The 22,796-nt window shown below is 58.3% G+C and carries 16 protein-coding genes and 1 tRNA gene; 9 read left to right on the top strand and 8 right to left on the bottom strand.

Going from position 1 to position 22,796, the window contains the following annotated elements:
• Positions 1–102 precede the first annotated feature (102 nt).
• Positions 103–2,841, bottom strand: a complete 2,739-nt coding sequence (gene gyrA / locus LRK71_RS19670; RefSeq protein WP_232405664.1) for a DNA gyrase subunit A — start codon at positions 2,839–2,841, stop codon at positions 103–105.
• A gap of 182 nt (positions 2,842–3,023) precedes the next feature.
• Between gyrA and LRK71_RS19665 the strand changes: the two genes are divergently transcribed.
• On the top strand, positions 3,024–3,293 hold the full coding sequence (locus LRK71_RS19665) for an usg protein (RefSeq protein ID WP_232405663.1): 270 nt from the start codon (positions 3,024–3,026) through the stop codon (positions 3,291–3,293).
• A 57-nt stretch (positions 3,294–3,350) separates the two neighbouring features.
• On the opposite strand, the gene LRK71_RS19660 is transcribed toward LRK71_RS19665, so the two are convergent.
• Positions 3,351–4,304, bottom strand: a complete 954-nt coding sequence (locus LRK71_RS19660; protein ID WP_232405662.1) for a radical SAM protein — start codon at positions 4,302–4,304, stop codon at positions 3,351–3,353.
• Positions 4,305–4,449: 145 nt separating this feature from the next.
• Between LRK71_RS19660 and zwf the strand changes: the two genes are divergently transcribed.
• Both zwf and pgl read left to right on the top strand, forming a co-directional pair.
• The gene (gene zwf / locus LRK71_RS19655; RefSeq protein WP_232405661.1) at positions 4,450–5,925 is read left to right on the top strand and encodes a glucose-6-phosphate dehydrogenase; all 1,476 of its coding nucleotides are present in this window, start codon (positions 4,450–4,452) and stop codon (positions 5,923–5,925) included.
• Positions 5,922–6,593 (top strand): 6-phosphogluconolactonase, encoded by a 672-nt coding sequence (gene pgl / locus LRK71_RS19650; protein WP_232405660.1) that lies wholly within the window; start codon positions 5,922–5,924, stop codon positions 6,591–6,593. Before zwf ends, pgl begins: the two co-directional genes overlap by 4 nt.
• A 142-nt stretch (positions 6,594–6,735) precedes the next feature.
• On the opposite strand, the gene LRK71_RS19645 is transcribed toward pgl, so the two are convergent.
• The 3 genes from LRK71_RS19645 to LRK71_RS19635 form a co-directional block, all read right to left on the bottom strand.
• A complete protein-coding gene (locus LRK71_RS19645; RefSeq protein WP_232405659.1) occupies positions 6,736–7,215 on the bottom strand; it encodes an acyl-CoA thioesterase in 480 nt (159 codons plus the stop codon).
• Between the two features lie 179 nt (positions 7,216–7,394).
• Positions 7,395–7,468 (bottom strand) — tRNA-Gly (locus tag LRK71_RS19640).
• 157 nt (positions 7,469–7,625) lie between these two features.
• A complete protein-coding gene (locus tag LRK71_RS19635; protein ID WP_232405658.1) occupies positions 7,626–9,668 on the bottom strand; it encodes an ASKHA domain-containing protein in 2,043 nt (680 codons plus the stop codon).
• Between the two features lie 319 nt (positions 9,669–9,987).
• Here LRK71_RS19635 and guaB point away from each other — a divergent pair, with 319 nt between their 5' ends.
• From guaB to LRK71_RS19620, 3 genes are all read left to right on the top strand, one after another.
• Complete coding sequence (gene guaB / locus LRK71_RS19630; protein ID WP_232405657.1) at positions 9,988–11,436, top strand: IMP dehydrogenase; 1,449 nt, start codon at positions 9,988–9,990, stop codon at positions 11,434–11,436.
• A gap of 48 nt (positions 11,437–11,484) precedes the next feature.
• Positions 11,485–12,663, top strand: a complete 1,179-nt coding sequence (locus LRK71_RS19625; RefSeq protein ID WP_232405656.1) for an RsmB/NOP family class I SAM-dependent RNA methyltransferase — start codon at positions 11,485–11,487, stop codon at positions 12,661–12,663.
• A gap of 91 nt (positions 12,664–12,754) precedes the next feature.
• Positions 12,755–15,079, top strand: a complete 2,325-nt coding sequence (locus LRK71_RS19620) for a hybrid sensor histidine kinase/response regulator (RefSeq protein ID WP_232405655.1) — start codon at positions 12,755–12,757, stop codon at positions 15,077–15,079.
• Positions 15,080–15,120: 41 nt separating this feature from the next.
• Here the strand turns inward: LRK71_RS19620 and LRK71_RS19615 are convergent, their stop codons facing one another.
• Positions 15,121–15,714: a gamma-glutamyl kinase gene (locus tag LRK71_RS19615; protein ID WP_232405654.1), complete on the bottom strand. Its 594-nt coding sequence runs from the start codon at positions 15,712–15,714 to the stop codon at positions 15,121–15,123.
• Between the two features lie 191 nt (positions 15,715–15,905).
• Between LRK71_RS19615 and recA the strand changes: the two genes are divergently transcribed.
• The 3 genes from recA to LRK71_RS19600 all read left to right on the top strand — a co-directional run bounded on the left by recA (position 15,906) and on the right by LRK71_RS19600 (position 20,227).
• The gene (gene recA / locus LRK71_RS19610; RefSeq protein ID WP_232405653.1) at positions 15,906–16,970 is read left to right on the top strand and encodes a recombinase RecA; all 1,065 of its coding nucleotides are present in this window, start codon (positions 15,906–15,908) and stop codon (positions 16,968–16,970) included.
• 157 nt (positions 16,971–17,127) lie between these two features.
• Complete coding sequence (alaS, locus tag LRK71_RS19605; RefSeq protein ID WP_232405652.1) at positions 17,128–19,779, top strand: alanine--tRNA ligase; 2,652 nt, start codon at positions 17,128–17,130, stop codon at positions 19,777–19,779.
• Positions 19,780–19,939: 160 nt separating this feature from the next.
• The gene (locus LRK71_RS19600; RefSeq protein WP_232405651.1) at positions 19,940–20,227 is read left to right on the top strand and encodes a DUF1330 domain-containing protein; all 288 of its coding nucleotides are present in this window, start codon (positions 19,940–19,942) and stop codon (positions 20,225–20,227) included.
• Between the two features lie 161 nt (positions 20,228–20,388).
• Here LRK71_RS19600 and typA read toward each other — a convergent pair whose 3' ends face one another.
• A complete protein-coding gene (typA, locus tag LRK71_RS19595; RefSeq protein ID WP_232405650.1) occupies positions 20,389–22,209 on the bottom strand; it encodes a translational GTPase TypA in 1,821 nt (606 codons plus the stop codon).
• 234 nt (positions 22,210–22,443) lie between these two features.
• Positions 22,444–22,779, bottom strand: a complete 336-nt coding sequence (locus LRK71_RS19590) for a DMT family transporter (RefSeq protein WP_232405649.1) — start codon at positions 22,777–22,779, stop codon at positions 22,444–22,446.
• Positions 22,780–22,796 lie beyond the last annotated feature (17 nt).

Here is a 22,796-nt window from a genome sequence, read left to right as displayed (position 1 = left end):
CCCGCAGTGACTGATCTGGCCTGAAGGCAAAAGACCTATGGCCAGCTATCGGCTGAAGCTGGCCATAGGTCCGATCTTAAATGCTTGCTGCTAAAGAAAAAATTACTCTTCGGCTGCCGCGTCCGCCTCACCGTTTTCTGCAATCCAGGCGACAGAAACCACCTCTTCGCCCTTACCGGTGTTAAAGACCCGCACCCCACCAGCAGAACGCGAGCGGAAGGAAATGCCCTCGACCGGCACCCGGATCGACTGGCCTTTGGAGGTGGCCAGCATGATCTGGTCGCCCAGCTCAACAGGGAAGGTTGCGACAATCTCGCCGCCCTTCATGGCGCCAACACCCTGACCGCCACGGCCACTCACTCGGTAATCATGGGCCGAGGTCAGATTGCCCGCGCCTGGTTTGTTGATGGTGACAAGTAGATCATTGGCTGCCAGCATTTCCTGATAGCGATCCTCACTCAGCGCACCGTCTTCAACCTCCTCGGTGACTTCAGCTGTGACATCATCCTCAGAAATGTCACTGCCGAGCTCAGAGCGGAAGCGCTTGATAAAGGCGCTGCGTTCCCAGGGTTCGGCGTCAAAGTGGCGGATCACCGACATGGATACAACTTCAGCCCCTTCGCTGAGTTTGATCCCGCGCACCCCAACGGAATTGCGGCTGTTAAAGACCCGAACATCGGTGGTGGGGAAGCGGATGGCGCGACCGGTGCTGGTGACCAGCATCACATCGTCGTCTTCGGAACAGATGCGGGCATTGATCAGCTTGGTTTCGGCATTTTCGTCTTCGAACTTCATCGCGATTTTGCCGTTGGATTTCACATTTGTGAAATCTGACAAGCGGTTACGCCGCACAGTTCCCGCAGAGGTGGCAAAAACAATCTGCAGATCTGCCCATTCATCATCGGGACGATCCACTGGCATGATGGCGGCAATAGAGACGCCAGGCGGGATTGGCAGAATATTGACGATGGCCTTGCCTTTGGCGGTTCGTCCGCCCTGGGGTAGGCGCCAGGTTTTCAGCTTGTAAACCATGCCATCGGTGGTGAAGAACAACAGCTGGGTATGGGTATTGGCCACAAAGAGGTTAGTGACAACATCCTCTTCCTTGGTCTGCATTCCCGAAATACCCTTGCCGCCACGCTTTTGGGCGCGGAAATCCCCCAGTGGCGTTCGCTTGATGTAGCCGCCAGAGGTCACGGTAACGACCATGTCTTCACGCTCGATCAGGTCTTCGTCATCCATATCACCGGACCAATCGACGATCTCGGTGCGGCGGGGCACGGCAAACTGCTCGCGCACTTCCCGCAGCTCATCGCAGATGATCCCCATGATCCGTTCCCGCGAGGACAGGATTTCAAGGTATTCCTTGATCTTGCTAGCCAGCTCTTCCAACTCGTCGGTGACTTCTTTGACGCCGATCTGAGTCAGCCGTTGCAGACGCAGTTCCAGAATGGCGCGGGCCTGGGTTTCTGACAGGTTATAGGTGCCATCTTCATTGGCAGTATGGGTCGGATCATCAATCAGCGCGATGTATTCCAGGATAGGCTGGGCTGGCCAGCGTCGCGTCATCAGTTTCAGACGCGCCTCAGCGGCATCGGCGGATTGGCGAATGGTGGCGACGATCTCGTCGATATTGGTGACGGCCACGGCCAGACCACAGAGCACATGGCTGCGCTCGCGGGCCTTGCGCAGCAGGTAGGCGGTGCGGCGCGCCACCACGTCTTCGCGGAAATCAATAAAGGATGTCAGGAAACGGCGCAGGGTCAGCTGCTCGGGGCGGCCGCCATTCAGCGCCAGCATGTTACAGCCAAAATAGGTCTGCATCGGGGTGAAACGGAACAGCTGGTTCAGCACCACCTCTGGTGTGGCATCGCGTTTCAGCTCAACCACGACACGTACGCCGTTCCGGTCGGATTCATCCTGAACGTGGGCGACTCCCTCGATCTTCTTCTCGCGCACCTGCTCGGCAATCTTTTCGATCATCGCGGCCTTGTTGACCTGATAGGGGATTTCATCCACCACGATGGCATAGCGGTCCTTGCGGATCTCCTCGACTCGGGTCTTGGAGCGGATGATAACGCTGCCGCGCCCCTCAAGGTAGGCTTTGCGCGCGCCCGAGCGGCCCAGCATGATGGCGCCAGTTGGGAAGTCGGGGCCGGGCACATAGTCAATCAGCTGTTCACTGGTGAGATCGGGATCATCAATCAGGGCCAGCGTGGCGTCGATTACTTCGCCCAGGTTATGGGGGGGGATATTGGTGGCCATGCCAACCGCAATACCGCCGGCACCATTGACCAGCATGTTCGGAAAACGTGCTGGCAAAACTGTGGGTTCTTTGTCTTTGCCGTCGTAGTTATCCTGGAAATCGACCGTCTCTTTTTCGATGTCTGCCAGCATAAAGGCCGCAGGCTTGTCCATGCGCACTTCGGTATAGCGCATTGCGGCGGCGTTATCGCCATCCATCGAACCAAAGTTGCCCTGACCGTCCAGCAACGGCAGCGACATGGAGAAATCCTGTGCCATCCGAACCAGGGCATCATAGATCGCGCTGTCACCGTGTGGGTGGTATTTACCCATGACATCACCAACCGGTCGGGCCGACTTACGATAGGATTTATCGTGGGTATTTCCGGTTTCATGCATGGCATAGAGAATGCGTCGATGCACTGGTTTCAGACCATCGCGCAGGTCCGGGATAGCCCGGCTGACGATGACGGACATTGCATAGTCCAGATAGGAGGTCTTCATTTCCGCTTCGATGGAGATGGAAGGGCCATCATAAGCGGAACGCTGAGGAAGTTTTTCTTCTGCGTTATCAGGAGTTTCCGGCGTATCTGTCACGTTTACTGCCCGTTCTTTTCTATGGGTCTATATATTGTTGGGCCACCCTATCAGAGTGCATATATAGGGCGCAAGTAAGCTGCCGGTTTTGCCGGGTTTTCCTGTCGTTTTATGCGGTTTGGATGCCGTTAACTATTTCTGGCTAGGCTTTTACCTAGGGGGGCTTTCCAGAGGAGGCCAAGATGGAGCAGAGCAGTACGGAATTAATGCTAAAGGGCTACGGGCTGACCACCGCCGAGTTCACCTACCACATGCCCGACTACACCCATGTTTTGAATACATATGTCTGGCAAGACTACGATTTGGCGCCGGATCACGCAAAGCTGTTTGAATTCATCGAATTCTGGCAGCGAGAGCTGGATGGGCCGCTGCATTCAGTGCGCTTTACTCACCGCAAGATGATCGGCCCGGGGCAGTGGCGCAATGTCAAAGGGATCTTGACCCTGCACTGATCGCACCCCCAGCTGGTTCATCTAATGCACGCAGCAGATGCGGTGGGGGGGGGGGCGTCAGCTCGAACAGCTGGCGCCCCCCAAGACGCAGAACTTGGCGCAGTGAGGATGGTTCAACTGGACCGAAGCTTCGGCCTCGGCCAGGGTCTTGCCCAGTTCGAACTCCGGCGCATAGGGCAGCAGGGTGCAGGCCAGAACCGCAGGCGTTGCCGCCCCCTTGCGTTTGACCACCATCCGGGAGGAAGCGCACATCACATCCTTTGGGGATTTATCCAAAATCCCCCAGCATTCGGTGGTGATTTCCGGCACCTCAACTGTTTCATCCATCTCCGGAAACAGCACGGTTTCGCCTGGATCCTGCGCGTCAATCGCAAAACCGTTGTCCTGAAACAGCCCGGCGAACCCGAGGCGCGCCTCGGCCTCTGTTTCATTCCAGAACGTTCGCCCTGCTACCGCCATCCGCAGCCCCGTATCACGCAGCCAGCGCATACCCTCAAGGGTTTTGTCAAAGCTGTCCGCGCCGCGCTCGCGGTCGTGCTGTGCAGGGGTATAATGATCAAGCGATACCCGCAGCGTCATCTTGCCAGGGTAGGCGGTCTCTAGCCGTTTTAGGCCGGCGCGCATGGATGTGCGCATCATCGGCCGCATGGCATTGGTCAGGATCAACACGTCAAAACCACGCGCCAGGGCGGCTTCGGTCATGGTGATCATTTCGGGATTCATGAAGGGTTCGCCGCCGGTAAAGGCGATCTCGTGGATCGGCCACTGCCGCGCCTCTATTTGATCCAGATAGGCGCAGACCTCTGCCGCAGTGATATAGACAAGCGCATCATTGGTCGGGGAGCTGAGAATATAGCAGTTCTCACACTCGATATTGCACAGGGTGCCCGTGTTGAACCAAAGCGTTTCAGGATGGCTTAGTGCAACAGAAGCCCGCATTGCGCCATCGGCCGTCACATAGCTGTCTTTGAATTTTCCGATATTGGCTTTTGGAACAGATAGATCTTTCACGCTTATGCACTCTCGGACAGTTTCTTTCGTCAGAGGCTAGCGTATAAAGGTGGAAAATGAAAAGCCGCTACAGGCAGATGTGACAGGGACGTGATAGCACAGGCCGAAGCTGGGTCTTTGCCGAGCAAAAGGTTGGGTAAACAATATGGTATCAAAAGTCATTCCAGTGGAGCCTTTTGATCTGGTGGTCTTTGGCGCAACCGGCGATCTGGCGCAGCGAAAGATCTTGCCTGCGCTGTTTCGCCGGTTTTGCGCCGGGCAGATTCCGCATGGCACCCGGATTATTGGGGCGGCCCGGTCGGGGGTCAGCACCGCAGCATACCGCAGCCAGTTGGCGCAACAGCTGGATCGGGACATACCGCTCAACAGTGCGGACGCTGACGCCCTGGCGCAGTTCTTGCAGCTTGTTTCTTATGTGCCGCTGGATGGCAGCGGCGAAAAGGGCTGGATGGATCTGCGCGATAAGTTGTCGCTAGACGATTCCGGTCGGGTGCAGGTTTACTATTTCTCGGTTGGTCCCGCGCTGTTTGGTCCACTGGCAGAACGGTTACACAGCTATGGGCTGACCAATGCCGCCACCCGCATCGTGGTGGAAAAACCCTTTGGCCATGATCTGGCCTCGGCGCGGGCGCTGAATCGCACCCTGGCCAGCCATTTTGACGAGGGGCAGATCTATCGGATTGATCACTACCTGGGCAAAGAGACGGTGCAAAACCTGATGGCAGTGCGCTTTGGCAATATGCTGTTTGAGCCGCTGTGGAACAGCCAGTATGTCGATCACATTCAAATCACCGTGGCCGAAACCGTCGGGGTGCAGGGCCGCGAGGCCTATTATGAACGGTCGGGTGCGATGCGTGATATGATGCAGAATCACTTGATGCAACTGTTGTGCCTGATCGCCATGGAACCGCCGGCCAAGTTTGACCCGGATGCAGTGCGCGATGAAAAGCTCAAGGTGATCCGTGCACTGGACCCGGTAGAACCATATCATATCGTACGCGGCCAATACGCGCCGACGCACTCTGGGGCGGGCAGTGACGATGATTATCGCCAAACCGTCGGCGACCAGCGCACCAGCACAGAAAGCTATGTTGCGCTCAAGGCGCATATCAGCAATTGGCGATGGGCGGGGACGCCGTTTTATCTGCGTACGGGCAAACGGCTGGCGGCGCGCTCGTCGGTCATCAATGTATTGTTTAAGGATGCGCCGCATTCGATCTTTGGCGAAGAGGCCGGGCGTCATGCCAACCACCTGAAAATTCGCCTGCAGCCCAATGAGGGTATAACTCTGAGCGTGACCATCAAGGAACCAGGCCCCGGTGGAATGCGGTTGATGGATGTTCCCCTGGATATGAGCTTTGCTGACGCATTGGGGAAGACGGGGGGCAATCCTGCCGATGCCTATGAGAGGCTGATCATGGATGTGGTGCGGGGCAACCAGACCCTGTTCATGCGCGGCGATGAGGTTGAGGCCGCCTGGGGCTGGATTGACCCGATTATTGCGGACTGGCAGGCGCGTGGCGATGTGCCAAAACCCTATGAAAGCGGCAGCACTGGTCCAGGTGATGCAGATCTGTTGTTGCGCAGGGATCAGCGAGAATGGAGAGGTATAAACCCGTGAATATGAATGAATACCCTGACAGGGAAATCCTGACGATCGAGGTCGCGAGCGAGATTGCAGGCAATCTGAGAATGCATCTGTCGCATAATGAATGGGCCTCAATCGCGGTGGCAGGCGGCACCACGCCTGCGCCAATATTTGACGATCTCTGCGCCGCCAACATCGACTGGCACCGGGTGCATGTGATGGCAACGGATGAGCGCTGGGTGCCGGTGCAGCATGCGCGCTCCAATGCGCGACTGATCCAAGAGCGGCTGTTGACCGACCGTGCCGCTGCGGCCCAATTCCTGCCCTTTCATATGCTGGATCATACCCCGGAAGAGGCGCTGGAAGCCATCGTGTCCCGGATTCAACCCGATCTACCACTCTCGGTGGTCTTGCTGGGCATGGGCGAGGACATGCATACCGCCTCATTGTTTCCCGGCGTTGCGGGCGTAAAAGAGGCGCTTTCAGCGCAGGCCCCGGCCTTGGCCATATTGCGCCCTGACAGCCAGCCGGAAGCACGCATCAGCTTGTCGGCCCCGGTGTTGAACGGGGCGCTGTCAAAACATCTGGTGATCTTTGGCGAGGCCAAGAAAGACGCCTTGAAGCGGGCGCTTTCATTGCCGCCAGAAGAGGCCCCGATCCAGGCGGTCTTGTCAGAAATGACAGTGCACTGGGCCCCATAACGACGCAACTGGGGGCCTTGGCGGGGCGCGCGGTGGTGGCGAACAAAACGTGGACCGGCGGGGGGTAGACTGGCAGCTGCAGATTGGGCCATCTAGGCTTGGCGCATATAGTACAAGGCTGCACCGGTTGGGGCTGGGTGCATCAGCCCTGCGCGGGCTTTGCCCCGTCTTTGGTGGTGAACTGCCGCTTTAGCGCCTCGGGCAAGGGGTAACCTGCGCTGCCATCGGGGCTGCGCAACACCATCACCGCCTCCAGCGCCGCCCGCAGCCCGCCAGACCAGATCTGCTGTTCCATCACATAAGAGGTGTTGCGAAAAGAGATCACCCGCGCTGTGGTGATATAGGGCTCATCCAGCACCATTTCGCGAATATAATGCACATTGGCATTGCGAAGCACCGAGCGCGGTGGCGGCATCCCGGCAAAATGCTGGGCGCAAAGCTGGTCAAAGTAAGACACCCGTGCGGTTTCAAACCAGCCCAGATAGGCCTTGTTGTTGACATGACGCAGGATGTCCAACTCTGAGAACCGAACCCGGTCCGCCAATGCCATGGGCTTTGGCTGATCCAGCCCCTGCGCCAGTTGTTCTTCCGCCGTCAGCGGTGTGAGATAGCGTAATTCCATAGCGATGGTTTGCCGCGCGGCGCCGCAAAAAGCAAGGGAGAGCGCAGTCCCGGAACGGAGCGGAACAATCCTGACTCAGGCCCTGCGGCCAGAGATCGCAAGACGGGAGACTTATGTGCAGAATATTCAGTCGGGGATAGGGAGATTTTCCCTGGTCCATGCGGCGCTATGGGAGATTTTGGAGCGGGTAACGAGAATCGAACTCGTAACTAAAGCTTGGGAAGCTGCCGTGATACCTTTTCACCATACCCGCCGCTGGGGCTTTGGTATCTAATGGCGGGGATGAGGTCAATACGCTGACAGCGGGAAAAGGCTTGCCAAGGGAAGTCTCTTGGCAAGCCTTTGTTTGGGCAATGCGAATTGGCTTGGCCCCGCGTGTGATGGCCGTCTCATGTGCGGGTTGTGCCGGGTTATCCGCGGCGGCGACGCCTACGGCCGCCTGTTGAACCGTCGCCACCGCCAGTGTTGAAATTCACCTCCGGCAGGGTGACCACCGTCGACAGAATCGGAAAAGGCTCGGCGGAGTTGGGAATCGCCGAAGCATTGACAAAATGCTCTTGGAAACGCGGCTCTACGGCTGTTTCGATTTTTTCGATGCGGCGCACGGTTTCTTCGATTTCGCGCCGCGCATCGGTGTTGAGCAGGGCAATGCGGGCGCCAGTGCCCGCAGCATTGCCCGCGCTGGTGACCTTCTCTAGCGGGCAGTCGGGGATCATGCCCAGGACCATCGCGTGCTTGGCCGAGATATGCGCCCCGAAGGCGCCGGCCAGCACCACGCGATCGACAGTTTCGACACCAAGTTTATCCATCAACAGGCGCGCCCCTGAATAGAGCGCCGCTTTGGCCATCTGGATGGCGCGAATATCGGGGTTGGTGATGGTGATCCTGGGGCCGCCGTCGGCGGATCCGTCCCAGACCAGGTAGGCATTGGTGCGCCCATCGACGATGCACCGCTGCGTTCCGGTTTGCTCTGCAGATCCGATCAGGCCGGACGCATCCAGCACCCCGGCCAGACGCATCTCGGCGATGGCTTCGATAATGCCCGAGCCACAGATGCCGGTGATGCCGGTGGTGGCGATGGCTGCGTCAAACCCGTCTTCGTCGGACCAGATGTCAGAGCCGATGACCCGAAAGCGGGGCTCTTTTGTTTCCGGGTTGATTTCAAGCCGTTCAATGGCACCGGGGGCAGCGCGCTGGCCGCTGGAAATCTGCGCGCCCTCAAAGGCGGGGCCGGTGGGGGAGGAACAGGCCAACACCCTGGTCTTGTCGCCCAGCAGGATTTCAGCATTGGTGCCCACATCAACCACCAGCACCAGGTCTTCTGATTTGTCGGGCGCCTCGGACAGGGCCACCGCTGCGGCATCGGCGCCAACATGGCCCGCGATACAGGGCAGTAGATAGACGCGGGCAGCGGGGTGAATGTTCAGGTCCAGATCCGTCGCGCGCAGCGATAGCGCACCAGAGCTGGCAAGCGCAAAAGGCGCCTGTCCCAGCTCAAACGGGTCGATCCCCAGAAACAGGTGGTGCATCACGGGATTACAGACAAAGACCGCATCAACGATAAGGCTCTGGTCGATCTCGGCTTCGCTGGCAATCTGGGTGAAAAGGGCATTCATGCCTTCGCGCACCGCGCGGGTCATTTCCTGATCACCGCCTTTGTTCATCATCCCGTAGGACACCCGGCTCATCAGATCTTCGCCAAATCGGATCTGCGGGTTCATGATGCCAGACGAGGCGATGACCTCGCCTGATTTCAGATCGCACAGATGCGCCGCGATGGTGGTTGAGCCAAGATCAACCGCGAGGCCATAAAGCGTGCCCGCATAGTAGCCGGGCCAGATATGCATGATCTTTGGCGGCTGGGTCTCATCGCCCAGATGTACCGCAACGGTGACCTTCCAGTTGCCCTTACGCAGGATCGGTTGCAGGCACTGCAGAATGTGCAGGTCGCTTTGTACGTTTTGCAGTTGCCACTGGTCGGCAAGCGCTGCGATCAGCCGTTCCATATCACCCGAGGGATTGTGCATGTCGGGTTCTTCCACCTCGACATAAAACAGCCGGGTCGAGGGGCTCATGATGATGTCGCGGGCTTCGGCCCGTTTGCGCACCACCTGACGGTGCACCTGGCTTTCGGGGGGGACGTCGATCACCACATCGCCCTGCACCTGGGCCTGGCAGCCCAGACGCCGACCGTCGATCAGTCCGCGCTTGTCCTTGTAGCGTTGTTCAACCTTGTTCCATTCGGTCAGGGCATCATCAGCGACACTCACCCCGTGTTTGGAGAATTCACCATAGGAGGGTGTGATCTGGCATTTGGAGCAAATTCCCCGGCCGCCGCAGACCGAATCCAGGTCAACGCCAAGCTGGCGGGCAGCGGTCAGAACCGGTGTGCCGATAGGAAAATGTCCGCGCTTGCCAGATGGGGTAAAGATGACGAGAGGATCGCTGCTCATGTAGGGCACCCTGTGAATTCCGAATTTCTGACCAGACCATAGGCGCAAGCCGCTGTAATCAAAAGTCGCGGAACGCCACAATTTGGTTCAGCCGCGTCTTTTTCTGCTCTGCCTGCCGCCAGTACCTTGCCGGGCGCGGGCCCCAAGCCCGGTGCCTTGGTCGGTGCCATGGCTTTGCCGTCTGCGCTGCGGCCAGCCGGGGTGGTGGTAGGCAGGGAATTCATTGCTGTAGCGCAGGAATTTTCGGTGGGGTCTTTTCTATCCGGGGGGACTGTGCAATAGGGTCACCGTCAAACGGGGTTTTGCATAGGGGTTGCAAATGCAGATTCGTGAGGCACTCACCTTTGATGATGTTCTACTGGTTCCAGGCGCGTCCGACGTCCTGCCCAGCACTGCTGATACGCGGACGCGCGTAACGCGGACAATTGATCTCAATATTCCGCTGATGAGCTCGGCGATGGACACAGTGACCGAAGCCCGCATGGCTATTGCGATGGCGCAGGCGGGCGGCATGGGGGTTATTCACAAGAATCTCGATACCGAAGAACAGGCGATGCAGGTGCGCCGGGTCAAACGTTTCGAGAGCGGCATCGTTTACAATCCCATCACCCTTTTGGCCAATCAGACACTGGCAGATGCCAAGGCGCTGCAAGAACGCTACCGGGTGACCGGTTTCCCTGTGGTGGATGAACTCGGGCGAGTGCTCGGCATCGTGACCAACCGCGATATGCGCTTTGCCCATGATGATGCAACGCCGGTTTCGGTGATGATGACATCCGACAATCTGGCGATGCTGCAGGAACCGGCCGATCTGGACGAAGCCAAGTCGATGATGCGGGCGCGCCGCATCGAAAAGCTGCTGGTCACCGATGGCGAGGGAAAGCTTACCGGGTTGTTGACGCTGAAAGATACTGAACAGGCCGTGTTGAACCCGACCGCCTGCAAGGATGATCTGGGCCGCCTGCGGGTTGCGGCTGCCAGCTCGGTTGGGGATAGCGGCTTTGCCCGCTCCGAAGCGCTGATTGATGCTGGTGTTGATATCGTTGTTGTTGATACCGCCCATGGCCATTCCGCCGGGGTGATTGACGCGGTGAAACGCATCAAGACGCAATACCCCAATGTGCAGGTCATTGCCGGCAATGTGGCCACTGCTGCCGCAACCAAAGCCCTGATTGGGGCGGGCGCCGATGCCATCAAGGTCGGGATCGGACCTGGTTCCATCTGTACCACCCGCATGGTGGCCGGTGTTGGCGTGCCGCAGCTGACCGCTGTCATGGACTGCGCTGCCGCCGCCGGAGATACTCCGGTAATTGCCGATGGTGGTATCAAGTTCTCTGGCGATTTTGCCAAGGCGATTGCCGCCGGTGCGTCCTGTGCCATGGTGGGGTCGATGATTGCAGGTACGGATGAATCCCCCGGTGAGGTCATCCTTTACCAGGGGCGGTCGTTCAAATCCTACCGTGGCATGGGGTCTTTGGGGGCGATGGCTCGGGGCTCTGCGGATCGCTATTTCCAAAAGGATGCCGCTAGCGATAAACTGGTGCCCGAAGGCATCGAAGGTCAGGTGCCTTATAAAGGCAGCGCAAATGCGGTGGTCCACCAATTGGTTGGCGGGCTGCGGGCCGCCATGGGCTATACCGGCAGCGCCACGGTTGAGGCCATGCGCAAGGATTGCTCCTTCGTGCGGATCACCGGCGCTGGGCTGAAAGAAAGCCACGTCCATGACGTGCAAATCACCCGCGAAAGCCCGAACTACCGTATCGGGTAAATCAGTTGAAAGGATGACGATGACCTCTTGTAGCCTTGGAGCCGTGGCATGACCCCGGCAGCCCGTCATCAGGCGGCCATCGAAATTCTTGATCTGATCCTTGAAGGGGAAGCGGCAGAAAAGGCGCTGACCACCTGGGGGCGGCGCAATCGCTATGCGGGGTCCAAGGACCGCGCGGCGGTGCGGGACCACGTGTTTTCCGCCCTGCGTTGCCGCCGCTCCTTTGCGGTGCTTGGTGGTGCGGAAACCGGCCGTGGCCTCACTCTGGGGGCGCTGCGCGCCGAGGGCAGCGCGCCTGAGGCCGTGTTTAGTGGCCAGGGCTATGGCCCCAGACCGTTGGATGATGCAGAACGGACCGCACCGCGTGACTTTGCCTCTGAGGCAGAGCGGCTGGATATTCCGGACTGGGTGTGGCCATCCTTTAGCAGCAGCTTGGGAGATCAGACCGAGGCCGCCGCGACTGCGCTGCAAACGCGGGCGCCCGTGCATCTGCGGGTCAATCTGCTGCGCGGCAATCGCGCCAATGCAATCGAAGCACTGGCGGAAGAGGGGATCCTCTGCGAACCACATCCCGTCAGTGAAACCGCGCTGGATGTGACCACCGGGGCGCGTAAAATCCGCAACAGCACCTGTTTTGCTGATGGCCTGGTGGAGCTGCAGGATGCCGCCAGCCAGGCGGTTGTCGATCAGCTGCCGCTGAAAGACGGCATGCGGGTGCTCGATTACTGTGCAGGTGGCGGCGGCAAGAGCCTGGCCATGGCCGCGCAGGCTAAGCTGGACCTCTATGCCCATGATGCAAATCCCAGCCGGATGATTGATCTGCCTTTGCGGGCGCAGCGGGGTGGGGTGGATGTGACCTGCCTGTCCGAAGAAGAACTGCCAAAGCAGGCCCCCTTTGATTTGGTGCTCTGTGATGTGCCCTGTTCTGGTTCAGGATCCTGGCGACGGGCCCCAGAAGGTAAATGGCGCCTTACCCGTGCGCAGCTCGATGAAATTCGCTATGCGCAGCGTCAAATTTTGCACGACGCGGCCGCGCTTGTCGGCGAAGACGGCCTGCTTGCATATGCGACCTGCTCTATGTTGGATGAGGAAAACTCTGAACAAGTTCAAGCGTTTCTGGACGAGGTTGAGGGCTGGTCGCTGCAGGTGCAAGCCGCCTGGCAGGTGCAGGATGGCACCGACGGGTTTTTTGTCTCTGTGTTGACGCGGCTTCCCGCAGGTTGTTAGGTAATTCGGTACGAAAGCTACATCACTCTTAACGTGGTTTTAAGGCTTTAGCGGCGTTATTGCGTTGAACAATCCAGAAGATGGAGCCGAGATGCCCGGAAGCCAAAATTCATCCGTGCCCGCCCTCAGAATATTCCATCCGGAACATCTGCGCCTTGGTGCGACTCTGGCGCTCTCCTGTGTTTTGCTGGTGGTGCCGATGTTCTTTACTTGGCCGGATTGGATTATGCGCGGCTTGACGGCTGTTGGCCTGACGCTGCTGGTGGTTGCTTTGCTGATGCTGATTCAGGCGCGGTTGCGGATGAATGCGCGGGCTATGGCGATAGAGCTGCTGACCGGGTTTATCGAAAAAGATGCAACCCCCAGTTTTGTCACCGACGATGATGGTAGCATTCATGCCTGTAATCACGCGGCCCAGAATCGCTTTAAGGACAATAGTGGCGATACCCTTGCCGGGGCGCTGCGCTCTGTGCTGGCCAATCCTTCGGCGGTCTTGTTCCGGCTGCAAAGCCGGGCGCGGTTTGAAGGCGCGGCGCGCGAGGACATCGTAACGCGCCGGGGCCATGTGCGGCTTGCGGTACATCAAATGCAGGGCGGCAATTTTTTGTGGCGTGTCGAAGATGTCGCTGAACGCCCCAGTGGGCGGGGATCAGAGGTGGTTCCGATCCCAATGATTACCGTTGGGCGCACTGGGGCTGTCCTGTTCATGAACGAGGCGGCACGCAAACTGGTGGGTGAACGGGTGAAATCCACCGATCGCCTGTTCTTGTCGCTGCCAGTCTGCAGTGGTGAGATCAACACCATCACGACAAAAGGTGGCCCGGTCGAGGTGCTGGTCACCGAGTTGAACCGCACCCAGGGCCGCAGCGAGCTGTTCCTGATGGAGGTCAACAGCGCTGAACTGCAGAGCCAGCAGTCCAGCTTTGAACATATGCCAGTGCCCTTTATCAAAGTGGCGCCGAACGGCGATGTGCTATCGCTGAACAAGATGGCGATGTCCATGTTGGGCGTCGATGGGCGCGAGACTCTGAAAATGGCCCAGCTGATGGAAGGGTTGGGGCGGCCGATGACCGATTGGCTGCACGATACGGCAGCGGGGCTGGCCTCTAACAAATCGGAATTCCTGCGCCTGTCGCGTCCTGACAAAGAGGTCTTTGTTCAGGTGACGCTGACCCGGGCGGTAGAAGACGGCAAAACCATTCTGATTGCTGTGCTCAATGACGCGACAGAGCTGAAAACCCTTGAGGCCCAGTTTGTACAGAGCCAGAAAATGCAGGCGATTGGTCAGCTTGCCGGCGGTGTCGCGCATGATTTCAACAATCTTCTGACTGCGATTTCAGGGCATTGCGATCTACTTCTTCTGCGTCATGATCAGGGTGATCAGGACTACGGAGATTTGATCCAGATCCATGAAAACGCCAACCGCGCCGCGTCACTGGTAAGCCAGTTGTTGGCCTTTTCGCGCAAGCAAACGCTGCTGCCAGAGATTCTGGACGTGCGCGATACCCTGGCGGATCTGACCCATTTGTTGAACCGCCTGGTGGGGGAAAAGGTCACGCTGACGCTTAGTCATGATCCGGTGATGCGGTCTATCCGCGCGGATAAGCGGCAGTTGGAACAGGTCTTGATGAACCTGGTGGTGAATGCCCGTGATGCGATGCCCAATGGCGGTGAAATTCGCGTTCGCACAGAGGCGGTGACCCTGGATAAGCCGCTGACCCGAAACCGTGTTACTGTGCCCGGAGGCAATTGGGTCACGGTCAAGGTCAGCGATGAAGGTGTCGGCATTTCAGCGGATAAGCTGCAAAAGGTCTTTGAGCCTTTTTATACCACCAAACGCACCGGCGAAGGCACCGGCCTGGGCCTGTCTACGGCCTATGGCATCGTCAAGCAGACTGGCGGCTATATCTTTGTTGACTCCGTTCTTGACAAGGGTACGCAGTTCACCCTCTTCTTTCCAGTCTATCAAGAAGGGCTGGAGATTGACGCCGAGGCCGAGGCAGAGAAGGTCGCCGTCGAGAAGCCCAAGGCGGTTGCGGCACCGCAGCACGGCGAAGGCGTGGTCTTGCTGGTTGAAGACGAAGCCCCCGTGCGGGCCTTTGCCTCGCGGGCGCTGCGGATGCGTGGCTATACCGTGCTAGAGGCGGAATCGGCAGAAGATGCGCTGCGCACCCTGGAAGACCCCAGCCTTGAGGTGGATGTCTTTGTTACCGATGTTGTGATGCCGGGGATGGATGGGCCGACTTGGGTGCGTGAGGCGCGCAAAACCCGGCCCGACACCCGTGTTGTCTTTGTCTCGGGCTATGCCGAGGGCGCCTTTGGGGAATCTGACGCGGTCGTCCCCAATTCGGTATTCCTGCCAAAACCTTTCTCGCTCAACCAGTTGACAGAAACGGTGCACGCGCAATTCCAGTGACGCCAGGCCCGGCGGGCCGCTGAATCTACCCGGTTTTGCGATCAGGTGATGCTGTCATAGAGCGCAAATTCATCCGGTTTCTTGCGCCGATACAGGGCATCGATTTCAGGGCTTAGGGTCAAATCCATCGCAGGGCTAACGTTGCGCTGTCGCAGGGCCAATTCGCCCCCCAGCCGATCTTGCAGGAACTGTTGTAGGCGGGGCTGATCTTCGTAGCGGAACAAATGCGTCACCCGGCAGCCGTTTTTCTGCGCCTCCAGAAACTTTGCCTGGCTGCCAACCTTGGCATGTTCAGGCTGCTGCCCCTTGCAGTAATCGCGCACAAAATCATCAAAGTTCAGCCCGCGGGTAGAGGTGGTCTTGCCGTCCAGAAAGGGGCGCTGGCGAAAGCGATACCAGCTGCCAAGCCAGCTGACGGGTTCGCGCATCACCGCTGCCACATCCAGCTCTGCGTTGCAGACCCGCGCGAACATGGGCCGAATCCATCGGTTATAGCGATAGAGCGGCGCATGCTTTAGCTCCGGTGGGTTGGTAATGGCTAGATCTGCACGGCTTTGCAGTGCCTCTTGGTAGGCGGATGTTCCGGTTTTTGGCACCGAAAGCAAAACCAGTCTTGCGTCATAAAATACCAGCATTTTTATCGTCAAACCCTGTAAAATAAGTTGTTTAAACCGTTGCGGCCCTGTTTAGCACCCCGCCGTTTGGCTGAATAGGTTAAGTTTGCGTTTGCTTTGTTCTCTTTTTGGTCCCATAAAGAACAAGAGGCGAACAAAGCAGTGATTGCCGCAAGCGCAGCTCTATGACACATAGAAGGGGACAAGGGACTATGGCGGATCTGTTGACCATGAAAAACAAAGTAAGCGGTGACAAGCAAAAGGCGCTCGACAGCGCGCTTGCACAGATCGAGCGGCAATTTGGCAAGGGCTCCATCATGAAGATGAGCGACGGTGCCATTCAGGAAATCGAGGCGAGCTCGACCGGGTCGCTTGGGCTGGATATTGCACTGGGTATTGGCGGTTTGCCGATGGGGCGCATCGTTGAAATCTACGGACCGGAAAGTTCCGGGAAAACCACGCTGACCCTGCATTGCGCAGCAGAGCAGCAGCGCAACGGCGGCGTTGTAGCCTTTGTTGATGCGGAACATGCGCTTGATCCGCAATATGCGGCCAAGCTGGGCGTCGATCTGGATGAGCTGCTGATCTCGCAGCCTGACACTGGCGAGCAGGCGCTGGAAATCACCGACACGCTGGTGCGCTCTGGTGCTGTGAATATGGTGATCGTCGATTCCGTGGCGGCCCTGACGCCCAAATCTGAACTCGAAGGCGATATGGGGGATTCTAGCGTTGGTGTGCAGGCCCGCTTGATGAGCCAGGCTATGCGTAAGCTGACCGGCTCTATCAGCCGCTCCAAATGCATGGTGATCTTTATCAACCAGATTAGGATGAAAATTGGCGTTATGTTCGGCTCGCCCGAAACTACAACCGGCGGTAACGCGCTAAAGTTCTATTCCTCTGTGCGTCTGGATATTCGTCGCATTGGCTCGGTCAAGGATCGTGACGAGATCGTCGGCAACGCCACCCGTGTCAAAGTGGTGAAGAACAAGGTGGCTCCCCCCTTCAAGCAGGTCGAATTCGACATCATGTATGGCGAAGGTATCTCCAAGATGGGTGAGTTGCTGGATCTTGGTGTTGCGGCGGGCGTGGTGAACAAGTCCGGGTCCTGGTTTTCATACGGGGATGAACGTATCGGCCAGGGACGTGAGAACGCCAAGCAATTCCTGCGCGGCCATTCGGCCATCGCCTATGACATCGAAGACAAGATCCGCGCCGCGCATGGGCTGGATTTCAACCGCCCCGATGCTGGGGATGAGGACGATATCCTGGAAGGCTAAGTCACGGGATTTTTGATCAAATTGGTCTTTTACGGGGACGCGGCCACGGCTGCGTCCTTTTTGCATAAGATGCCGGGGCGCAGGCGGTGGACAGGGGGGGGTTGGGGGGATAAACCTCGTTCCAACCTTGAACTCTGCCCGCAAAGGGATCCCTTCTATGGCGACGCTGAACGATATCCGCTCTACCTTTTTGAACTATTTTGCCAAGCAGGGCCACGAAGTGGTCGACTCCAGCCCGCTGGTGCCGCGCAATGACCCGACCTTGATGTTTGTCAACTCGGGCATGGTGCAGTTCAAGAACCTGTTTACCGGGGTTGAACACCGCGATTACAAACGCGCGACTACGGCGCAGAAATGCGTACGCGCCGGCGGCAAACACAACGACCTTGATAATGTCGGCTACACGGCGCGCCACCATACCTTCTTTGAAATGCTTGGGAACTTCTCTTTTGGCGACTATTTCAAGGAAGAGGCGATCACCTTTGCCTGGGAACTGATAACCAAAGAATTTGGTATCGACAAAAACCGCTTGCTGACCACGGTGTTCCACACTGATGACGAAGCCTTTGCGATCTGGAAAAAGCTGGGGGTTCCCGAGGACCGCATCATCCGCATCGATACTGCCGATAATTTCTGGCAGATGGGCCCCACAGGGCCGTGTGGTCCCTGCACCGAGATTTTCTACGATCACGGTGATCACATCTGGGGCGGTCCTCCCGGCTCTGCCGAGGAAGACGGCGACCGCTTTATCGAGATCTGGAATGTGGTCTTCATGCAGAACGAGAAGTTCGAAGACGGCACTATGGTGCCGCTGGACATGCAGTCGATCGACACCGGCATGGGGCTGGAACGCATTGGCGCCTTGTTGCAGGGCAGCCATGACAACTATGATACCGACCTGTTCAAATCACTGATCGAAGCTTCGGCTGATATCACCAGTTCCGATCCCTACGGTGATCAGAACGTGCATCACCGGGTGATTGCGGATCACCTGCGCTCTACCTCCTTTCTGCTGGCCGATGGCGTGATGCCCTCGAATGATGGCCGCGGCTATGTGCTGCGCCGGATCATGCGCCGTGCCATGCGCCATGCGCATCTGTTGGGGGCGAAAGATCCGGTCATGCACCGTCTGGTGCCCGCGCTGGTGCAACAGATGGGTGCGGCCTACCCAGAGCTGGGCCAGGCGCAATCGATGATCGAAGAGACATTGAAGCTGGAAGAAACGCGCTTCAAACAAACGCTGGACCGCGGGTTGAAGCTGTTGGACGATGAGGTTTCCTCGTTGGCAGAAGGCGCTCCGCTGCCTGGGGCGGCTGCGTTCAAACTCTATGATACCTTTGGCTTCCCGCTTGATCTGACCCAGGACGCGCTACGGGAGCAGGGCCGGGAGGTCGACACCGATGGCTTTGATACCGCCATGGCCGAGCAGAAAGCCAAGGCGCGTGCCGCTTGGGCGGGATCTGGTGAAAGTGCCGATAGCACCATCTGGTTCGACATCGCAGACCAGCATGGCGCCACCGAATTCCTGGGCTATGAAACCGAAAGCGCCGAGGGCCAGATCCTGGCTCTGGTCAAAGAGGGCGGCGAGGTCAAAGAGGCCGGCCAGGGCGATAAGGTACAACTGGTTCTGAACCAGACACCGTTTTATGCCGAATCCGGTGGCCAGGTCGGTGACAGCGGCGAGGTCCGTGTCGAAGGGGGCACGATCCGCATCAGCGATACCAAAAAATCCGCCGGCGTGTTCATCCATATGGGCGAGGTTACCAAGGGGCTGGTGACGACTGGCGCGCCTGCACAGTTGGCCGTCGACCACGCCCGGCGCGCCTCCATTCGTGCCAATCACTCGGCTACACATCTGCTGCACGAGGCGTTGCGCGAGGCGCTTGGCGATCATGTGGCTCAGCGTGGGTCCTTGAATGCGGATGATCGGCTGCGGTTTGACTTCAGCCATACCAAGGCCCTGAGCCTGGCAGAACTGAGCCAGGTGTCGGCCGATGTGAATCGCTACATTCGCCAGAACACACCGGTTGAAACCCGCATCATGACCCCGGATGACGCCCGCGCGCTTGGAGCGCAGGCGCTGTTCGGCGAGAAATACGGCGATGAAGTCCGGGTTGTCTCGATGGGGCGCGCGGCGACAGGCAAGGGTCAGGATGGCGAAACCTATTCGATCGAGCTTTGCGGCGGTACGCATGTGCGCCAGACCGGCGATATCGGAACCTTTGTCATTCTGGGCGATAGTGCCTCGTCGGCTGGGGTGCGTCGGATTGAGGCCCTGACCGGGGCGGAAGCCATTGCCTATTTGGAAGGCGCAGCGAGCCAGATGGCTGAAATCTCCGCCACTCTCAAGGCGCAGCCTGCGGATGTGATGGATCGCCTGAAGGCGATGATGGAGGAACGCAAGTTTCTGCAGAATGAGATTTCCAATCTGAAACAGCAGGTTGCCATGGGCGGCGGAGCCAGCGGTGGGGCTGAGGCCAAGGAGATCGGCGGCAAGGCCTTTCTGGCGCAGGCGCTGCAGGGGGTCTCGGGCAAGGATCTGCGCGGCTTGATTGATGCTCATAAGCAAAACATTGGCTCTGGCGTGATCCTGCTGATCGCGGAAGAGGACGGCAAGGTCGCTGTTGCAGCGGGTGTCACCGATGATCTGACATCCGAGGTTTCGGCGGTTGAGGTGTTGCGCGCAGCGGTGCCCGCGGTCGGCGGCAAGGGCGGCGGTGGCCGTCCTGATATGGCGCAGGGCGGCGGCAAGGATTTCTCTGGCGCTGAGGCAGCGATCGCCGCAGCAGAGGCCTTCCTGGTCGGCTGATTGCCCTGACAAGCAGTACAAAAGCGCCCGCAGTCATTTGACTGGAGGGCGCTTTTTTTGTCTCGGGTCAGACTTGGACCGAATGGTCAAAAAAATGATCGACCTCTGCCCGTAATGACCTATGCTGCGCAAAAGCTAGGCACGATACCGGAGGATCCCCATGCCCGCACTTTGGATTGCACATGTCACCGTCACCGATGAAGAGGCCTATGGCAAATACGCCAAACTGGCCGGTCCCGCCATCGCCAAGGCCGGCGGTGAATTTATCGCCCGTGGCGGCCGGTTTGTTCAGCTGGAAGGCAAAGAACGCCCGCGCAATGTGGTTGCGACCTTTCCCAGTGTCGAGGCTGCAGTCGACTGCTACCACAGCCCGGAATACCAAGAGGCCCTGAGCCATGCACGCGACGCCTCTGAACGCGAGTTGATGGTGGTGGAAACCTCGGCGTAAGTGCTTAAATTCAATGAATTTATAAACAGGGCACCCGATTTGGGTGCCCTGTTTGTTTTGGACAGCCCCAATGCGAATTGGTCCAGTTTGTAACAATCAGGGACCCGAAACAGAAAAGGACGCCCGAAGGCGTCCCTTTAAATGTCATATCGATCTGTGGCTTAGCCGTTTTCGCGTGCCATCCGCTTGCGTTCATGCGGGTCAAGATAGCGCTTGCGCAGACGGATCGAATTTGGCGTAACTTCAACCAGTTCGTCATCATTGATATAGGCGATTGCCTCTTCCAGCGACAGGGTGATCGGCGTGGTCAAGCGTACCGCTTCGTCAGTCCCAGAGGCCCGAACGTTGGTCAGCTTCTTACCCTTCAGCGGGTTCACTTCCAGATCATTTTCTCGCGAGTGCTCGCCGATGATCATACCGGTGTAGATATCCACCTGCGAGCCGATGAACATCTTGCCACGATCTTCCAGGTTCCACAGTGCATAGGCCACGGACTGACCGCTTTCCATCGACAAGAGAACGCCGGCGCGACGCCCAGGGATAGAGCCCTTGTGCGGGGCCCAGCCGTGGAACACGCGGTTCAACACGCCAGTACCGCGCGTGTCGGTCAGGAATTCGCCGTGATAGCCAATGAGCCCACGCGAGGGCACATGCGCGATGATACGGGTTTTGCCAGCGCCTGCGGGGCGCATCTCGACCAGCTCACCTTTGCGGGCGCCAGTGATCTTTTCAATCACCGCACCGGAGTATTCGTCATCAACGTCGATGGTTGCTTCTTCGATTGGCTCCATGCGGACGCCGTCGACTTCTTTCATCAGAACCTGCGGACGCGAGATCGACAGTTCGAACCCTTCGCGGCGCATGTTTTCGATCAGAACACCCATCTGAAGTTCGCCACGGCCGGCAACTTCAAAGGCGTCACCGCCGGGTGTATCGGTGATCTTGATCGCGACATTGCCCTCGGCTTCTTTCATCAGGCGGTCACGGATAACCCGCGACTGAACCTTTTTGCCGTCACGACCAGCAAGCGGGCTGTCGTTGATGCCAAAGGTCACGGTGATGGTGGGGGGATCGATCGGCTGAGCGTCCAGCGCCTCGTCTACGGCGAGGGCACAGATGGTATCGGCCACGGTGGCCTTGGTCATGCCTGCCAGAGAAACGATGTCGCCAGCTTGGGCTTCCTCGATGTCCTGTTGTGCCAGACCGCGGAAGGCCTGGATGCGGGTCACGCGGAACTGTTCGATCTTTTGGCCAATGCGCGACAGGGCCTGCACGGTGGCGCCCACTTTCAGCGAACCACTTTCCACACGACCTGTCAGCAGGCGGCCAACAAAAGGGTCAGAACCCAGGGTGGTGGCCAGCATGCGGAAATCTTCGCCCTGGCGTTTGATTTGCTTTGGCTCGGGCACGTGGTTGACGATCAAGTTGTACAGCGCGTGCAGATCCTTGCGGGGACCGTCGAGTTCAGCATCAGCCCAGCCATTGCGACCAGAGGCATACATATGTGGGAAATCCAGCTGATCTTCGGTCGCATCCAGAGAGGCGAAGAGATCAAAGCATTCATCCAGCGCGCGATCCGGCTCGGCGTCGGGTTTGTCGACCTTGTTCAGCACCACAATGGGGCGCAGGCCCAGGGCCAGCGCCTTGGAGGTGACAAACTTGGTCTGTGGCATCGGGCCTTCAGCGGCATCCACCAGCAGCACTACACCGTCGACCATCGACAGGATCCGCTCAACCTCGCCGCCAAAATCGGCGTGGCCGGGGGTATCAACGATGTTAATCCGTGTGCCGTTCCATTCCACCGAGGTGGGTTTGGCAAAGATGGTAATGCCCCGCTCGCGCTCCAGGTCGTTGCTATCCATGGCACGTTCTGCCACAGCCTGGTTTTCGCGGAAGGCGCCGGATTGTTTCAGAAGCTCATCAACCAGGGTCGTTTTACCGTGGTCCACGTGAGCAATGATCGCAATGTTGCGCATGTCCATGACGTCAGCCTTTGTAAGGAAGTTGCGCCGCGCATAGCCCGAACCCGCACCAAAGGCCAGCAGAAATACGTCTCCTGGGCCCTGTGAAGTAAAACCTGCAACAATACTGCGTATTTGATTGCAAATTTTTCCAGTTCAACACCGGGTCAGGGCTGGGGCTAAGCTGAGGCAAGGCTGGCGCGCAAGAGCGGTAAAGACCGGGCACTGTCACTTGGCGTCTTTGAGGCAGGGGCGCTAATGACCGGAAGAGGTGGAAAACAGGTGAATGACCAACACGCCGGCGAGGATCAAGCCAATGCCAAAGATTGCGGGCAGGTCCAGGCGTTGCCCAAACATAACCAACCCGATAAAGGCAATGAGCACAATGCCCAGCCCAGCCCAGATGGCATAGACCAGACCAACCGGCATGTATTTCAAAGCCAGCCCCAACATGAAAAACGAAAAACCATAGGCAACAATGACCACCAGAGAAGGCCCAAGGCGAGTGAACTGTTGGCTTGCCTGCAGCGCGGTGGTGCCAATGGTCTCTGCCAAGATCGCAAGGACAAGATAGAGGTAGTGGATGGGCATGTCAGGATCCTCTGCAG

It is taken from the genome of Pseudophaeobacter flagellatus, assembly GCF_021228235.1.
GTDB lineage: Bacteria > Pseudomonadota > Alphaproteobacteria > Rhodobacterales > Rhodobacteraceae > Pseudophaeobacter > Pseudophaeobacter flagellatus.
This window is presented reverse-complemented; position numbering and strand designations above follow the sequence as displayed.

What these genes read in the sequence shown, in the direction of transcription:
- LRK71_RS19620 (WP_232405655.1), top strand. Translation starts at nt 12,755, where the DNA reads ATGCCCGGAAGCCAAAATTCATCCGTGCCCGCCCTCAGAATATTCCAT.
- recA (WP_232405653.1), top strand. Translation starts at nt 15,906, where the DNA reads ATGGCGGATCTGTTGACCATGAAAAACAAAGTAAGCGGTGACAAGCAA.
- LRK71_RS19665 (WP_232405663.1), top strand. Translation starts at nt 3,024, where the DNA reads ATGGAGCAGAGCAGTACGGAATTAATGCTAAAGGGCTACGGGCTGACC.
- LRK71_RS19590 (WP_232405649.1), bottom strand. Translation starts at nt 22,779, where the DNA reads ATGCCCATCCACTACCTCTATCTTGTCCTTGCGATCTTGGCAGAGACC.
- LRK71_RS19625 (WP_232405656.1), top strand. Translation starts at nt 11,485, where the DNA reads ATGACCCCGGCAGCCCGTCATCAGGCGGCCATCGAAATTCTTGATCTG.
- LRK71_RS19635 (WP_232405658.1), bottom strand. Translation starts at nt 9,668, where the DNA reads ATGAGCAGCGATCCTCTCGTCATCTTTACCCCATCTGGCAAGCGCGGA.
- LRK71_RS19600 (WP_232405651.1), top strand. Translation starts at nt 19,940, where the DNA reads ATGCCCGCACTTTGGATTGCACATGTCACCGTCACCGATGAAGAGGCC.
- LRK71_RS19615 (WP_232405654.1), bottom strand. Translation starts at nt 15,714, where the DNA reads ATGCTGGTATTTTATGACGCAAGACTGGTTTTGCTTTCGGTGCCAAAA.
- zwf (WP_232405661.1), top strand. Translation starts at nt 4,450, where the DNA reads ATGGTATCAAAAGTCATTCCAGTGGAGCCTTTTGATCTGGTGGTCTTT.
- alaS (WP_232405652.1), top strand. Translation starts at nt 17,128, where the DNA reads ATGGCGACGCTGAACGATATCCGCTCTACCTTTTTGAACTATTTTGCC.
- LRK71_RS19645 (WP_232405659.1), bottom strand. Translation starts at nt 7,215, where the DNA reads ATGGAATTACGCTATCTCACACCGCTGACGGCGGAAGAACAACTGGCG.
- typA (WP_232405650.1), bottom strand. Translation starts at nt 22,209, where the DNA reads ATGGACATGCGCAACATTGCGATCATTGCTCACGTGGACCACGGTAAA.
- guaB (WP_232405657.1), top strand. Translation starts at nt 9,988, where the DNA reads ATGCAGATTCGTGAGGCACTCACCTTTGATGATGTTCTACTGGTTCCA.